The sequence below is a fragment of the Microcoleus sp. AT8-A3 genome, assembly GCF_036705675.1.
Classification (GTDB): Bacteria; Cyanobacteriota; Cyanobacteriia; order Cyanobacteriales; family Microcoleaceae; genus Microcoleus.
The window spans coordinates 15,359-30,764 of the sequence record NZ_JAUBVD010000031.1 but is presented as its reverse complement, the minus strand read 5'-3'; the positions used below and the strand labels follow the sequence as shown (position 1 = coordinate 30,764).

17 protein-coding genes are annotated in these 15,406 nt (G+C 43.5%); 11 read left to right on the top strand and 6 right to left on the bottom strand.

What is annotated here, in order from left to right; genetic code table 11:
* Positions 1 to 137: 137 nt before the first annotated feature.
* The 3 genes from QUB51_RS18310 to QUB51_RS18300 all read left to right on the top strand — a co-directional run bounded on the left by QUB51_RS18310 (position 138) and on the right by QUB51_RS18300 (position 1,400).
* Entirely contained in the window at positions 138 to 338 is a 201-nt protein-coding gene (locus tag QUB51_RS18310; RefSeq protein WP_333052783.1) for a hypothetical protein, read from the top strand.
* Positions 339 to 356: 18 nt separating this feature from the next.
* Positions 357 to 671: a GmrSD restriction endonuclease domain-containing protein gene (locus QUB51_RS18305; protein WP_333052925.1), complete on the top strand. Its 315-nt coding sequence runs from the start codon at positions 357 to 359 to the stop codon at positions 669 to 671.
* A gap of 108 nt (positions 672 to 779) precedes the next feature.
* On the top strand, positions 780 to 1,400 hold the full coding sequence (locus QUB51_RS18300; protein WP_333052785.1) for an MAE_28990/MAE_18760 family HEPN-like nuclease: 621 nt from the start codon (positions 780 to 782) through the stop codon (positions 1,398 to 1,400).
* A 269-nt stretch (positions 1,401 to 1,669) separates the two neighbouring features.
* On the opposite strand, the gene QUB51_RS18295 is transcribed toward QUB51_RS18300, so the two are convergent.
* Together QUB51_RS18295 and QUB51_RS18290 are read right to left on the bottom strand one after the other, a co-directional pair.
* Positions 1,670 to 2,332, bottom strand: coding sequence for a hypothetical protein (locus QUB51_RS18295; RefSeq protein WP_333052786.1), 663 nt, complete (start codon positions 2,330 to 2,332; stop codon positions 1,670 to 1,672).
* A 238-nt stretch (positions 2,333 to 2,570) separates the two neighbouring features.
* The gene (locus tag QUB51_RS18290; RefSeq protein ID WP_333262625.1) at positions 2,571 to 3,596 is read right to left on the bottom strand and encodes a YihY/virulence factor BrkB family protein; all 1,026 of its coding nucleotides are present in this window, start codon (positions 3,594 to 3,596) and stop codon (positions 2,571 to 2,573) included.
* A gap of 235 nt (positions 3,597 to 3,831) precedes the next feature.
* Here QUB51_RS18290 and QUB51_RS18285 point away from each other — a divergent pair, with 235 nt between their 5' ends.
* Together QUB51_RS18285 and QUB51_RS18280 are read left to right on the top strand one after the other, a co-directional pair.
* A complete protein-coding gene (locus tag QUB51_RS18285) occupies positions 3,832 to 4,464 on the top strand; it encodes a hypothetical protein (RefSeq protein WP_333262621.1) in 633 nt (210 codons plus the stop codon).
* 667 nt (positions 4,465 to 5,131) lie between these two features.
* Positions 5,132 to 6,103, top strand: coding sequence for a mechanosensitive ion channel family protein (locus tag QUB51_RS18280; protein ID WP_333052791.1), 972 nt, complete (start codon positions 5,132 to 5,134; stop codon positions 6,101 to 6,103).
* Between the two features lie 136 nt (positions 6,104 to 6,239).
* Here QUB51_RS18280 and purU read toward each other — a convergent pair whose 3' ends face one another.
* Positions 6,240 to 7,094, bottom strand: a complete 855-nt coding sequence (gene purU, locus QUB51_RS18275; RefSeq protein ID WP_333052792.1) for a formyltetrahydrofolate deformylase — start codon at positions 7,092 to 7,094, stop codon at positions 6,240 to 6,242.
* Positions 7,095 to 7,125: 31 nt separating this feature from the next.
* On the opposite strand from purU, the gene QUB51_RS18270 reads away from it, so the two are divergent.
* Positions 7,126 to 7,371, top strand: coding sequence for a hypothetical protein (locus QUB51_RS18270; protein WP_333052793.1), 246 nt, complete (start codon positions 7,126 to 7,128; stop codon positions 7,369 to 7,371).
* Between the two features lie 314 nt (positions 7,372 to 7,685).
* Here QUB51_RS18270 and thrC read toward each other — a convergent pair whose 3' ends face one another.
* Positions 7,686 to 8,810 carry a threonine synthase gene (gene thrC / locus QUB51_RS18265; RefSeq protein WP_333272999.1) on the bottom strand — a complete coding sequence of 375 codons (1,125 nt, stop codon included), beginning with the start codon at positions 8,808 to 8,810 and terminating at the stop codon, positions 7,686 to 7,688.
* A 120-nt stretch (positions 8,811 to 8,930) separates the two neighbouring features.
* On the opposite strand from thrC, the gene QUB51_RS18260 reads away from it, so the two are divergent.
* The 5 genes from QUB51_RS18260 to QUB51_RS18240 all read left to right on the top strand — a co-directional run bounded on the left by QUB51_RS18260 (position 8,931) and on the right by QUB51_RS18240 (position 14,495).
* A complete protein-coding gene (locus tag QUB51_RS18260; protein WP_333052795.1) occupies positions 8,931 to 9,212 on the top strand; it encodes a hypothetical protein in 282 nt (93 codons plus the stop codon).
* A 257-nt stretch (positions 9,213 to 9,469) separates the two neighbouring features.
* The gene (locus tag QUB51_RS18255) at positions 9,470 to 10,522 is read left to right on the top strand and encodes a fatty acid desaturase (RefSeq protein ID WP_333233589.1); all 1,053 of its coding nucleotides are present in this window, start codon (positions 9,470 to 9,472) and stop codon (positions 10,520 to 10,522) included.
* A 182-nt stretch (positions 10,523 to 10,704) separates the two neighbouring features.
* On the top strand, positions 10,705 to 12,207 hold the full coding sequence (locus QUB51_RS18250) for an AAA family ATPase (protein WP_333052798.1): 1,503 nt from the start codon (positions 10,705 to 10,707) through the stop codon (positions 12,205 to 12,207).
* Positions 12,207 to 13,133 (top strand): ParB N-terminal domain-containing protein, encoded by a 927-nt coding sequence (locus tag QUB51_RS18245; RefSeq protein WP_333262618.1) that lies wholly within the window; start codon positions 12,207 to 12,209, stop codon positions 13,131 to 13,133. The genes QUB51_RS18250 and QUB51_RS18245 overlap by 1 nt, the downstream gene beginning before the upstream one ends.
* A gap of 267 nt (positions 13,134 to 13,400) precedes the next feature.
* Complete coding sequence (locus QUB51_RS18240) at positions 13,401 to 14,495, top strand: Rho termination factor (modular protein) (RefSeq protein ID WP_333052801.1); 1,095 nt, start codon at positions 13,401 to 13,403, stop codon at positions 14,493 to 14,495.
* Positions 14,496 to 14,624: 129 nt separating this feature from the next.
* Here the strand turns inward: QUB51_RS18240 and QUB51_RS18235 are convergent, their stop codons facing one another.
* Together QUB51_RS18235 and QUB51_RS18230 are read right to left on the bottom strand one after the other, a co-directional pair.
* Positions 14,625 to 14,960 (bottom strand): XisI protein, encoded by a 336-nt coding sequence (locus QUB51_RS18235; RefSeq protein ID WP_333052803.1) that lies wholly within the window; start codon positions 14,958 to 14,960, stop codon positions 14,625 to 14,627.
* Positions 14,948 to 15,364, bottom strand: a complete 417-nt coding sequence (locus QUB51_RS18230) for an element excision factor XisH family protein (RefSeq protein ID WP_333052804.1) — start codon at positions 15,362 to 15,364, stop codon at positions 14,948 to 14,950. Before QUB51_RS18230 ends, QUB51_RS18235 begins: the two co-directional genes overlap by 13 nt.
* Between the last annotated feature and the right edge of the window lie 42 nt (positions 15,365 to 15,406).

The following is a 15,406-nucleotide window of genomic DNA, read 5'->3' as shown; positions in this document are numbered from 1 at the left end:
ATCGTCCGTACCCTCTCAGCCAAATCAGAATTTACACTGGGGTGGCCTCAAGACTAAAATTCTCCGAACAGGAATTTATCAACCTTGGGCTGTGGTAAAATTATCGTATCCACAACACTTTCTCGTTACTTAAAAATATGCGATCGAAACTCGAAGAAATTACGCTTCAAGACAGAAATGCTGCTGAAATGGAAATTCGCGACAAGCAGAAGCAAATTAATTACGATACGAGAGACTATCCCCTCGAAATACTTGTTCAAAAATATATGGAAGGAATTAACGATGATACTAATAAGTTGTTTATTCCCGACTACCAACGCGAACTTGTTTGGGATTAAGCAAGGCAATCAAAGTTTATCGAATCGGTAATTTGGGGGCTGCCAATACCTTCTATATTCGTTGTTGATATCGGCCATGATGAAAATGATGAACCACGTTTAGAGATCGTATACGGTGCACAACGCATTCTTACCCTAACTAGATTTGTTAACAACGAATTAACCTTAATTGGACTCCAAAAAATAGAGCAGTTAAATGGATTTAAGTTTAGTGATTTACTCATGCCTCGCCAGAGGAACTTCAACCGAAAGACAGTTCGGACTATCCAATTAACTGAAGCTGCGAATGAGGAAGTCCGAAGAGATTTATTTGAACGGATACAATCCTTTTAATGGCAATGTAAATTCATTTTACCTACTGTACAAAACCCGAGGCAACCAGTTTAATAAATGTAGTGGCGCGTATTGAATATTTCCGCAATTAACTGCCATGTCACACTCATGAATACTGTATTTTTAGACTTTAATACACGCGCCAAAGAGGTGAACGATTACTTCATTTTTTTGGAAAGCTTGGAAAAACAGACAACGAAGTTAGCTTTATTCGATACTCGTGGCAAATACCAAATTCAAAGCCTCGATCCAGAGTTAGCAAAAACTCTCAAAGCTAATGCTTTTTTGTTGCTGTATAATTTAGTTGAATCCACTATGCGAAATGCGATTGAAGCCATATTTGAGGAGTTTAAAAATAAATCCATCTCCTTTGACCAACTCCAACCTGAAATTAAACTGATCGTCCTCCAAAATCTTAAAAATCGTTCTCCTAAGAAAATTTATTTAACAATTAATCAACTCTCTACTGATATCATCACAGCTACATTTGAACGTGAAGAACTGTTTTCGGGGAATGTGGATGCTAGGTTAATTAAAGAAATAGCAGACAAATACGGTTTTTCATATCAAACAGACTTTGCTAAGACAAAAAACGGGCAAAATCTTGTAGTGATTAAAAGTAATAGAAATGACTTAGCGCACGGCATTAAGTCTTTTGAGGAAGTTGGACGAGATAAGACAATTAAGCAACTATTAGAAATGATATCGTTTCCGGTTGTATCGGAATGATTTAACCGCAGAGGGCGCAGAGAACGCAGAGGGAGAGAATACAGAGAGGAATAATTCCGATGCTACCGGATTTGATATGAAGGAAGAAGTCGTAGAGTATTTGACGCAAATACTGGAAAATATCAGAGATTATCTTGACAATGAAGAGTATTTGGAACTAACTACAGGTAATCCTTAATTTTAGGCTAAGAAACCGGGTTTCTCGGATGATTTAGGTAGGGTGGCGAGATATCTCAGAAGAAACCCGGTTTCTGGGAATGATGTGAAGGCTACTTCCGCACCATCACAGACTTAATTACAGCATTCGGGTGATACTTATTAGTCTGATAGAATCCCCCTTTACCAGCCCCGTAAACCCCCCCAAATTGTTTCCCTTCAGCCTTGGGAACAAACATAATATTTCTAGTGGGTTGCTTGGCAAAAACCACATTTTCTCTCATTTCATTATCCACGTTATAAGATAAAGTAGCCTTGCCGTAAATTGCCTCAGCTTGTTTCAGAGTCATTCCTGGCCCGACGCCCTGAACTGTTTTATAATTAGAATTCTCAGTCATCAAAAGTTCAATGACATCGGTATCTTTTAGCTTTGTACCCGCAGCGTAGATAATCCGATATTGCACTTTTCCCGATCGACTGACAGCCACAGAATCAAAGTCTACCATAAAAGGAGACTCTACCTTAAACTGCGCCGTGGAACCCAGAGCCTTTTTCAATTGTCCGAAAGTCATCCCCACCTTCGCCGCTCCAATTGTGCGATCGGAAATTGTTAAACTTGCAGAAGGTGTTTTTTGAGCAGTTTTTGCCGTTTCGCCTAGCTTATTTGCACCCCCAGGCGCAACAGCGGAACCCGGAACTGAAATTAAGGTGAGGTAACTGCCGATCGCCAATAAAACAGCTATCATTGATCCAGACAAAACTTTAACATTCAACATGACTAATTCTCCTAGATTTCAAATGCGACTATCTACCCGTATCTTTTTGACTATCCTGGGCCTCACCCTCCTAGTTTGGATTCTCAGAGGTGTTGGCCTCTTGACATTCATTCCCGGTGGTGTAATTTGGATACTGATTTTGTTGTCTTTTGTTGCGGGTATTCTCAGCACTTTACTCCGTCGGTAAGCCAGCATCCGGCAAATAACAAATAAGAATTAACAATTAAAACTTAACAAATTATTTTAATTTTGATTGTTTGATAGCCTTTCCCACTGTTACATTTAACTGAGCGCCGATCAGCATCACCAAAGAAGAAAGATCGAGCCACAGCAGCAACACAATAAAAGTTCCGATCGTGCCGTAAGTCCAACTGTAATTGCCCAAGTGCAAAACATAAAACCGAAATAAAGCTGAAAATAGCGCCCACAAAATAGCAGCAAAAACAGCTCCCGACAAAATAGGAATATCTGGTTGACGGCGGCTAGGCCCGTAGCGGTAAACAAAAGCAAAAGCCAGTGATATAATTCCCAAAGAAATCGGCCACCGCCACAACCGCCAAACACCTAACAGTTGCGACTCCAAAGGGCAATTGTCGGCGAGTAGCAGGCAATTTTGGACATTTTTTAAATTGCAATTGGCGACGGACTCCAGCAGGCAACTCTGGCGGGCAATAGCTTGTACAATTAAGTCGCTGACAAAGACTACTCCCGATGCTAGAATTAACAGCACAATTGTACCGATACTCAGCGCCAGAGAAATAAGTTTTGCTTTCCAAAAGGGTCGAGTTCGATCGCTGGGGATGTCATGGATGCGATCGAGTGCAGCCATCGCCGCGCTCATTACTCCAGAAAATGCCCAAATCGCCCCAAGAAAGCTCACCGAAAACAGCCCTTTACTGCGAGTTAACAGAATTTCTTTGATTAAGCCGCCAATCAACTTCCGCACGTCATCGGGTATAACTTCGCCCAAAAGACGGGCGATTTGATACAGTGTTGACTGCAAAGGTTCAAAGAGGGCGATCGCAGATAAGATAGCCAACAGCCCCGGAAACAGCGCCAGCATAGAATTGTAGGCCATTTCCGCTGACAGCCCCGGCAAGCGCTGTTCTCCCGCCTTCGCGGCGACTTCCTTGAGTGTCCCCCAAGTCAAACACCGACAAAACAGCCAAAAACCACCAAATTTCCGTTTGAGAGCTCTCAGCAGCCTTAAAAGCGCCTTAAACAAAGCTAAAATCAGGTAGCGCAACCAGTAAAAAATGTTCATAGCGCACAGGCAATGGGGCGAAAGATGAGGTACACAAGTCGTTAATTAATTAATATCAAATCCGGTTGCATCGGAATTATTCCTCTCTGTATTCTCTCCCTCTGCGTTCTCTGCGCCCTCTGCGGTTAAATCATTCCGATGCAACCGGAAACGATATAAGCCATTATCAACTCGCAATTGCCAATTCCCAATTCCCCAATCTAAAATCTAAAATCTAAAATCTAAAATCAATATTATGGCTCAGGATGTCAGACAGTGGTTAGATGAAATCAAGCGGCTGCAACAGCAGTTAACAGAAGTTTCGCGCGATCGCGATGAGGCCGGTGAAAGTGCCGCTCAGTGGCGCCAACTCTACAATACCGAAGCCGAGCAGCGGCGGAATGATGCTAAATTAACTCAGCAAACCATCGCTTCTCTGGAAGCACAAATAGAGCAATTACAAAATTTTTCCCCCATTGTGCCCGAAGGCGACGATGCTGGAGTTGCTCGCCAGCAGGAAGTCGAACAACTGCAAACAGTTGGCGAACTTAAAGCTAAGTTAGCAGAAGTTCTCGAAGAGCGCGATCGGGCGATCGAACAAGTTAAACAACTCACTCAAGCCCTCAAACAAGAAGAAGCCCGTCACGCCGAAACTAGCAAAAATTTAACTAGCGCCCTCGGAGATGCCGTTGACTTGCTCACGAAAGCCCAAAATCCTGCCCCTGCAAAAACCGAGACAGTATATTCTTTAGAGATAGTACCTACTCGCACTGCAAATCCCGGCGAAACTGCTCTGGAAATCCGCCAAACTTCCGCCCCAGGCAAAAATCCCGCCCAACTTCCACCTTCTAAAAATCAGTTACTTGATTTACCGCCCTTTGGGAATTAGGAGTTACAAATTCAGGAATTGTCGTCATGGCGAGTCCCCTTACGATCGCGAATTAAATAACTTACAATTTTAATTGTTATTGTGGGATGGGCTCTTATAGCCCGTCATGAGTGGACGGGCGGGACGCCCATCCCACAAACTTGTGGAAGTTATTTAATTCTCATTCCTTAGCAGATGGGATTTAGTTACCGATGTGTTGTTTTTGCTTTTCCTGCAATTAACCGGCATTAATTCCTCAGCTTCTTGATGATATTCAATTCCGGTTCTATTGGAATGATTAAACCACAGAGGACGCAGAGGATACAGAGGAAGGGAAGAGAGATGAATCATTCCGATGAAGGGCTGAGTTGATATTATTCCGCATTTACGGATGGTCTACTAATCGATGTAAATGTACTACAGCACTTTCCAGGTAAGTGAAGTACAGAGAAACCGGGTTTCTTGAATAAAACCGGTTTCTGGCGAGAAATCCAGAAGAAACCCGGTTTCTGGGGTGTACTTTATAAACCTGGAATCCGCTGTATATCCCAACCTATAATCCGCATTCAAAATTTTGAGGACTGCCAAAAAATCTTCCTCGCGTCGTACCAACCTACAGTCTTTAGATAGAACTTAATCCAGCTAAATTCTACTACTATCGACAACGACTGATGCGCGAGGAAACTTCATGAAGGCAGAGATATCCATAGTCTGGAAAAAGATTCAGAGCATGATCGACGGCTTTCTGATCATGCTGCCTAATATTGTGCTGGCGTTAATTGTCTTTGCAATTTTTTACTTTGTGGGTAGGCAAATTAAGAGAGTGGTCAGGCGAGTTACCCGCAAGCACCACCAAGCTCGAAATTTGGGGCTGGTGTTAGGACGGTTAGCCCAGAGTCTGATCGTTCTAGTTGGTCTGTTTATTTCTCTTTCGATTATAATTCCCACATTGAAAGCTGGCGATTTGGTGCAACTGCTGGGAATTAGCGGGGTGGCGATTGGTTTTGCCTTTCGCGAGATATTGCAAAACTTCTTAGCAGGTATCCTAATTCTGTTGACGGAACCGTTCCGAATCGATGACCAAATTGTGTTTAAAAACTTTGAGGGAACGGTAGAAAATATTGAGACGCGCGCTACAACAATCGAAACCTATGATGGTCGGCGGATTGTCATTCCTAATGCCGAATTGTTTACGAATACGGTGACTGTGAATACTGCTTTCGATAAACGCCGCATGGAATACGATATTAGTATTGGTTACGGCGACGATATTGACCACGCCAAGCAGTTAATCCTGGAAGCAGTGTACAGCCTGAAGGAGGTTTTGAAAGCTCCTGCACCCGATGTGCTGGCGATGGAGTTAACAGAAAGTACCGTCAATATCCGCGTTCGGTGGTGGATTGCTCCGCCGCGCCGAATTGACGATTTGCGATCGCGCGACAAGGTAATTTGTGCTATTAAAAAAAAGCTATATGTGGAAAACGACCTCGATTTGCCTTATCCCACGCGGAACATTTTGTTCCACGATCGAACCGAAGAGACAGATGGCGATCGCTCCCAGCAGCGTGAAGGTAAAGTTCCGAAACCTCGTCGTATGCGCCGCTCTTTGCGAAAACTGGTCGAAAGGCGATCGCAACAAGACGACAACGGAAAATCTTAACAGCATCACAACTCATGCAAAATATCAAGCTGAGCAAACTTTGGGATTCGCTGCACTGCGATCGCACACCGGAATTAATCTCACTCGCCGAGCGATCGAAGGAGTAACAAACCAGGATTGATATGATACCTAACTTTCAAGCAAAAACCACAGTCCGATTGCCATAAACTAAAACACGATTTTGTAAATGATATCGCACCGCTCTTGCTAACACAACCCTTTCTAAATCTTTACCTTTGCGAATCAAATCAGACACTTCATCGCGGTGACTGACGCGCACAACATCTTGTTCGATAATCGGGCCAGCATCTAAATCCGGTGTAACATAGTGGGCTGTTGCACCGATAATTTTTACCCCTCTTTCATAAGCCCTTTCGTAGGGATTTGCACCCACAAACGCGGGTAAAAATGAATGGTGAATATTAATCACATTGGGAAAATTTATGATAAAGTCTTGACTCAAAATTTGCATATATTTAGCTAAAACTACTAAATCAATCTTATATTTATTAAGAATTTCTAACTGTTGTGCTTCTTGAATAGCTTTATTGTCTTTAGTAATGGGAATATACTCAAAGTCGATACCGTATTGTGCGGCAATGGGCTTTAAATTTTCATGGTTGCTGATTATCAGCGGGATTTCAGCCCTAATTTCTTGCGATCGCTGTCGCCAAATCAAGTCTAATAAACAGTGATCTTGACGGCTGACCCAGATTGCGATGCGTCGAATTTTATGAGAGAAATGCAATTGCCAATTGGCTTGTAAGTCCTTGGCAATTTCACTAAAAGCAGGTGTTATTTGTTCGGTGGTTAAGTCAAAATCATCTAATTGCCATTCTAGCCGGCTCAGAAATAATCCGGCGGTAAAATCTGTATGGTGATCTGCGTGGATGATATTGCCGTTGTGGGATGCGATAAAATTGGCAAGTAAGGCGACAAGTCCTTTGCGATCGGGACAGGCAATTAACAGGGTTGCAGTAGGGCTAGTCATAAGATAATGACAAAATTGTTTCGCTGAGTTTATGGATAAAAAAGTGATATCACAGGAGTTTATTGATACTGAGATGTTGCACCATTCTCAATTAGCCTTTTATGAACAGGCTTTCCGGCCTGTTCCACAAGACAATTTATATTTTGTGGAACAGGCCGGAAAGCCTGTTTCTTTTATTGGTGCAAGATGTGAATTTAAACTGATATCTTACAACAATATCAATCGAGGACTTTCGCGCGGGGTGGGGGCGGGTTTTTTAGTCTTTTGGTATCCTTGAAAGCTATTGAGTAAGCAGTCCCTTGTATGTTAAAAGAGGTAGATTGCGATTTACTGTTGGGTGGGGGCGGGTTTATTCAGATTGTTGGTACTTGTTAGATATTGTTGGTGAACCCGCCCCTTGTATGTTAAAAGAGGTAGATTGCGATTTACTGTTGGGTGGGGGCGGGTTTATTCAGATTGTTGGTAATTGTTAGATATTGCTGGTGAACCCGCCCCTACAGGTTGTTGACCGCCGGTGCAATATCTTAGTTTAAAGGAACCACAGAGGACACAAAGAACACAACTGACAACTGACAACTGTCAACTAATTTCTTAAAATCCCATCGCCCCAGCTACTGCATCCAAAGTCGGAGCAATGCCACTTTTAAATTGATTGTTGCTGTGATTAATTGCGGTATCCGGGTCTTTCAAACCGTTACCAGTTAGCACGCAAACTACTGTCGCCCCAGTCGGAACTTGGTCTTTTACCTTCAGCAAACCGGCCACAGAAGCTGCACTCGCCGGTTCGCAGAAAATTCCTTCCTGCGATGCTAACAAACGGTAAGCGTCGAGAATTTCGGCGTCGGTGACTGCAGCAAAACTGCCGCGGCTGGCTTCGGAAGCTGCGATCGCCTGTTTCCAGCTAGCAGGGTTGCCGATCCGAATTGCTGTCGCCAGGGTTTCTGGGTGCGATACCGGTGAGCCCGTTACCAACGGTGCAGCCCCGGCGGCTTGAAATCCCATCATCTGCGGCAAGCGCGAACATTTTTTGGCTTGGTGGTATTGACAAAAACCCATCCAGTATGCTGTGATGTTTCCCGCATTTCCCACGGGAATGCACAGCCAGTCGGGGGCGTCGCCTAAAGCGTCCACCACTTCAAAAGCGCCGGTTTTCTGACCTTCCAAGCGGTAAGGATTGACGGAGTTGACCAATGTCACCGGATAATTGACAGCCATTTCGCGGACAATTTCTAAGGCGCGATCGAAATTTCCGCCAATCGAAATTACTTCCGCACCGTAAAGCAAAGCTTGCGCCAGCTTGCCCAAAGCCACGTAACCTTCGGGAATCAACACGAAAGCTCGCATTCCCCCGCGTCTGGCGTAGGCGGCGGCGGCGGCCGAAGTATTGCCGGTACTGGCGCAAATTACAGCTTCGGCACCAGCTTCCTTTGCCTTGGAAATCGCCATTGTCATCCCCCGGTCTTTGAAACTACCAGTGGGGTTGAGGCCGTCGTATTTGACCAAGACGCGCACGTCTCTACCGATGAGAGAGGCGATCGCAGGTGCTGGAATCAGAGGAGTATTGCCTTCTTGGAGAGTGACTACCGGCGTGGTTTCAGTCACCGGCAGGTAGGGGCGATAAGCTTCGATCAAGCCGGGCCAGCCGTAGCGTTTGGGCTCGGCGGCGCGGGCTGCAGAGTTAGGAGCAGAGTCAGTAGCAGGTAGAATCAGGGTCACGATGTCAATGGTTTTAGGCAATGGCTAAGGAATTTACACTAATTTTAGCTCGATCGGTTAATTTGATGTTTAATACGATCGGTTCAGGTTAAAGTAACTTAATGGTGTGAATGTGTAGATATGTCTACTCAATTACTAATGTCAAATAATTCATCCACTCTTTCCCGGCCTCAAGTCACCGCGAGCAATCCCGAAATGGCTAGTTCTTCTACCCTATCGACCACTTTTGCCCGCAAAGTAGATTTGGTAAAGTGCCCCTACCAAGCAGATCAGCAAGTTAAGTTCCTGCACTTGCAAGCAGAAATCGAATCCTTGCTGCTGGAAGTGCAAAGCCTCAAACAGCAACGGTCGATCGCTGGCTTGCCGGCTCAGGGCCCGATTTCTGGCAGCAAGAGCAATTAGCAGACAATAGCGCCTAATGCTAATTGTCCTGCCCCTGTGTTATAAAAACGAATGTTTTGCTACCCGCAGTGTTTTTTGCCAAAAGTGCTAGAAATTCCTAACTGCGGATAGCGATCGCTAGCATTTGCTAAAACGCGCTTGCCTACAGCTCAACTCGTCTGCTGCTTGCTGGCAACGAGCTGACATTTTACTGCGCTTTTTTATGCGCTAATTTTGTTAAGCCATCGTCATGGCATACGGAGAATCGAAATCAATTTATGACAGCATCGATCGAAAAACCACTAAATTTGACATCCGCAAGTGACACCTCCAACCTGCGCCTCAAAGATATTCTCAAAACCCTGCCGCGGGAAGTATTCGTCAAAAACCCCCGCAAAGCTTGGACAAAAGTAATCGTCAACGTTTTACTCGTTGCTGTTGGTTATTGGGGCTTAGCAGTATCGCCTTGGTATCTACTGCCCCTAATGTGGATTTTCACAGGCACCGGATTAACCGGTTTTTTTGTGATCGGCCATGACTGCGGGCACCGGTCATTTGCTAACCGCCGCTGGGTAAACGATTTAGTCGGACATATTGCTTTTCTGCCGTTAATTTATCCGTTTCACGCATGGCGGCACGGCCACAATTACCACCACAAGCACACCAATAAACTTGGTGAGGATAATGCTTGGCAGCCGATGACAGCAGAAGACTACGCTGCTGCTCCCAAGGCTTTACAAATAGCTTATAGTTTAATTTTCGGTCGGATGTGGTGGATCGGTTCGATCGCCCACTGGGCAAAAGTACACTTTATGTGGTGGCGGTTCAAAGGTCAACAGAAACAAGAACAAGTGCGGTTTTCAGTTTTTGTCGTTTTAATCGGTGCTGCGATCGGATTTCCGATTTTAATTGCAACCACAGGCATTTGGGGATTTGTCAAATTTTGGTTGATGCCCTGGCTGGTTTACCATTTCTGGATGAGCACTTTTACGATCGTCCACCACACAGCACCAGACATTTCATTTAAAGAACCCGAAGAATGGAACGAAGCCCAAGCGCAACTATCGGGAACAGTTCACTGCGATTATCCCCGCTGGGTAGAGTTTCTGTGCCACGACATTAACGTCCACGTTCCCCACCACCTTTCAACTGCTATTCCCTGGTACAATTTGCGCCTCGCCCACAGCAGCTTAAAGGAAAACTGGCAAGATCATCTCTACGAAACAGAATTTTCTTGGTCTTTAATGAAGCGGATTGCCGACAACTGTCACCTATACGATCCCGCTGGCGGCTATCAGACATTGCAAGAATTTAACGCTCAAACAAAGTAAGTTTGAAACGCGATAAATGCCTGAAAAACCCGGTTTGTCAAACACAACCGGGTTTTTCGATATTACAATCCGTAGCCTTTGTAAGGTGCGGAATGCGCGCCCTACTGTCAATCTCACAATCCCTACCATTATTAAATCAGTCATTCCCAATCTAAAATCTAAAATCTAAAATCTAAAATCGAATGACTTTCAATCCCAATAACTGTCGCAACGAAAGCGAAGTAGAAAGCAAACTCATTGTCAGCTATCTGCTACCAAAACTAGGCTATACCCCCGACACTTGGCACCAAGAAATAGCATTTGGGAATATTCGTCTAGACTTCCTCTCATTTGCCACCCAAGTTATCCCCATAGTTGTCGAGACAGACTCACCGATGAGTGTAGTCATGGAGGCTAAACATCCCAAGGAAAATTTAGACCGCCACCTGCGAAAACTCAATCGCTATTTAACAAGTTTGAGCATCCGCTACGGACTCATAACTAACGGTAAAGAAATTAGAATTTACCAAAGAGTCGCCGATGATATTCAGCTAGTCTTTAAGTGTGCTGGACAAGACCTTGAAAATAGAATTGATGAAATTATCGCTTTAATTGGCAGAAATACTTTAAAACCTATAAAAACTCCCGTTCATCTAGAACTGGAAGATAATAAAATTAATTTGGTTAGTCCTGAGTTAATTAGCGAAGTCCCAGTACAGCCCCACAATCCCGCCACCGCAAAAGCTCAGCCAAGTCAAATCTCTGAACCGGAACAAATACCTGAAAATAATCCAGTTAAGCCTCAAGTTAAATCCGATGTAACCGTTCCCCAAAAAACTCAAAATATTATGAAAATCATTGCAGTTTACCATAACAAAGGCGGCGTTGGCAAAACTACAACAGTAGTCAATTTAGCTGCGGCGCTGAGCAAGAAAGGTAAGAGAGTCTTGGTGATTGACTTAGATAGTCAAGCGAATACAACCTTTGCGACAGGTTTAGTTAAATTTGAGGATGAAGAACAAGACGATTTGAAAGATAATAATATTCTTCAAGTTTTGCAATCAGAAGACTTTTTCTCCATCGCAGAAGTAGCTCGCAAGTCTAATTTTTGCCATCCCGAAATAGATGTGATTCCTTCCCATATTGATTTAATGCAATATGAAACGGAACTAAATCAACTAGATTACAGCCGAATGATTTTAATTCAAAAACTAGCAGAAGTACAGGAGAAATATGATCTTGTACTGATCGATACGCCGCCCTCTTTGAATTTTTATGCTAGAGTTGCCCTAATTGCGGCGGATTATTTAATTATTCCTTCTGACTTAAAACCTTTTGCCAATCAAGGACTGATTAATGTCAAGGACTTTATCAAAAAAGTTAACGGATTCAAAAAACAAATTGGCAAGAAACCACTAGAAGTTTTAGGCGTCCTCCCTTGCAAAATTTCAACTAATGCTAAATTTGTACAGTACAGTTTGCCCAAGCGGAGGGAGGCAATTCCCAAACGCTACGGCTTTGAAATCATGGACAGCGTAATTTACGAGAGAGACGATTTAGCAAAGTGTGCAGAACAATTTCAAATCGTGGGAAATATGGAAATCGCCGATCCGATTTCAGTGCTAGACTTTAAGCCTGATTCTATCGCATCCCAAGAATTTGAAATGCTAGCACTCGAAGTTTTGGAAAAAATAGGTAAAAACTAATGAAAAAATTATCTCCGTCACTGGTTGCAGTTAAAAAAATTACATCCGCAGTGCCCCGTTCCAATTTTGCAGAGCCGGATTTGGAGAAACTGGCGCAACTGATTTTAGAATTAGGAGGATTGATCAACCCCATAATTGTCCGCCGCAACGGTATGGATGCCTACGAGATAGTAGACGGAGACTTTGAATACTACGCTGCTGCGAAAGCCAGGGAAATTCACCCTCAAAAAGGCGAGACAATCGGAGCATTTATTCTTGAACCCGAAAATGAAGAATTGCTTTTAGAGCAAGTTCAAGCGCTGAGGAAATCAGCCAAAACTGAAAATTTAGTTGAGAACCCAGAAACCGGGTTTTTTGAGGAAAATACTTCGTCACAGCCTGCAGATTCAATCAAAAACCCGGTTTCTTTAGTCGAAGTCCCTCATTTAGGTGAAAATGAAACTACCGAAGATTCATCTAGTTTAGAACAGCGACTAACGAATATTCAAGCCTTGTTTGCAATTCAAATCAATGAATTAAAAGCCGACTACGCCCGTGAACAACAAGTTTTAGCGCAGAGTATACAAGAAATTGAAAACCGAATCTTACAACAAGTACCTCTGTTAGTTGAAGCTGGGTTAGCAAACAAAATTAATGAGTTGAAAGCAGACTCGCCACCCGAAAAAATGGTGGTAGAGAGGATACCAGAATTTGCAAACGTAGCTTCCGAATCAATGTCGCTGTTGGAAGCACTCAATACTTTAGAGAAAAATCAACTGTCGGCTAATTTGAAAGATGCTGGATTGAAGCTTCCAGTAATCCAAATAATACTCAAAGAGCGAGATGCGCGGCCGTTTGTCTCATTTGCAAATGTGGTGGAACGTGTTAAAGGGTTAACCGACAAAACAATGATTAAAATAATTGACAAGTGGCAAAAATACTCATAACTCGCAAATCCTGCGGCTACTGGCAACTTTGACTCAGTGAGTCTCTACTCCAAAATAAGTAAAGATGAGTAAAGCAGTGGATCATTGGTGTCCCACAGGCAGTTAAACTCATCACAGTCGCTTTTTTTAGGAATTGCAGTAACTTTTGCCGTAGCACGGGCGAGGGCCCGACGCCATCGTCAGGGATGTCACCCCACGGGAAGCCGCGTAGATATACATAAATACCTACACACCAGATTTTAATGACAAAAGGGGACTTGTAACAAGATGGATCGATCGTCCGATCAAAACCGAATAGTTGAATATTTGCGGATTAAGCCCATTAGTCACAGTCAGATTTACACTTCCCAAATTGCAGTACCAGAGCCTCATCGGGGCGAAATTCCTCGCGAACGCCGCGAAGCTCTCAGGAGAAGTCTGATCGAGCAAGGCAGCAACTTGATTCCTTTAATTGTACGCCCTACAGAAGCTTACAGCAACGAAGAAGAATATGAAGTTGTCTGCGGCTCAGATTGGTGTATTGTTGCTAAAGAACTCGGCATCGAGCAAATGTGGGCGTGGGTATTTGAAATGACCGACGAGGAGGTAGCTGTTGCTCAAGCAGAAATGGAACATTTAGCTCCGCAACCGACTCAGAAAACTGCACAAATTGAGACTCTACTGCAACAATTAGAGCTATCATTTCAAAAAAAGGTAGATAGTCTAACAAAACAAATAGAACAATCTGTTAAAAAAAATGAAGACCTGCTAAAAAAACACGTAAAAGCTCTAACTGAGCAGAACTTTGAGCGTAACCAAATAGAACAGATTAAGCATTTGCTCGAACAAGTGGAAAAAGCATTTCATGAAAAGGTAGATAAAATGGCTAAAAAAGTTGAACAATCGAGCAGCAACCGTCCGCCAACATCGGCTGTTATTTCTGAGGTAAATCTTGAAGGTGCTTTGAGACAGTTGGATGAACTGGAAAAACTGCTGTCAACAAAATTAGAACGGACAGTCCAAACAATTAATCAGTTTGTCTCCGACGCCATTGAAGAGGTAGAAAATGACCTGAAAAATCAAATTGAAACGCTCCGCCGCCAACTGGGAGCCGCAGCGACTAACTCAGAGAGACAGCCAGATGCACCGCCGAAAAAGCAGTCAAAAACGCAGCAGAAAAAGCAGTCGAAAGCACAGCAAAAACCTCAGTTACCGCAGTTGCAGTTAGAGTTGCCGTTTCCGCCCCCGTCCCCAGAGGATGACTACGAAAGTCTTTCGCTGAGAGGCTTGAAGGCGATCGGCAAAGACCGGAAAGTGCGGGGCTACGCGCGCATGAAACGACCGGAAATTCTGGCGGCTCTCAGACAAACTGACGGTCAATAAAACGATAATTGCTAATAGTTAAAGACGAATTTTTTGGTGTTCGATCGCACTTTTTGCCCAAAAATGCGATCGGGCTTTCAGAATAGTCGGCAGAGATATGAAAACCTGTTTCCTGTATTGTAAGCTGGTTTAGGCGATCGCATATCCCGTATGTTGCCGAACATGATACGGATGAAACCCTAAAACTATCTTGTCTTTAGGCACTCCTAATTCTACAAGTTCTGGAGTAATTCCCGTTTCTATACCATCGTGTTGAATCCAGATTTTGCCGTCGATAATTTCCACATGAACGATACAATCGTGAATTCTTTTAGGCCCTTGCCAGCCATCGTGCATTAGTAAAAAATTGTTTTGTTCGCTGTCAACAATAACGCTGCTTTTAATTTCTCCGTGTCCGTAAGAAATCTGGGCATAACTATCTAAAACATTGCGAATAATTTGGCGATATTCATCTAGTCTATCCATCTGACAATTGTCTCCTTTAATGAATCAAAAACTATTAGTTTAAATCTCTTGTTCTCTAACAAAATCTGCCCGATAGGTTCAGAAAAAATTTGTGCATAAACTTCTGCACGAATTGCCAGATATATTATCCGTTCAGGTTCCGCTCGCTGTAGAATATCTTCGTAAACAATATACTGTCCAACAGCTTGTTCTAAGTCATGAACTGGTGAAGCACTCACGAAACTTTTGACTTCTACAGCAATTTTGCGACCTTGCTTTTCGGCAGCAAATAGTTTTTCTGCACCCAAATCGACGCTGAGAGTACGTTTGCCAATTTTTAAGGGTAGGGGATCTTTGGTTATCGTCCACCCATCTTTTTCTAGGGCTGTTCTGACATTATTGTGGTAGATGTCTTGGGCTGGCATATTTTAAGCTGAACCATCAAATGTCAGCCTAATTATAGAATA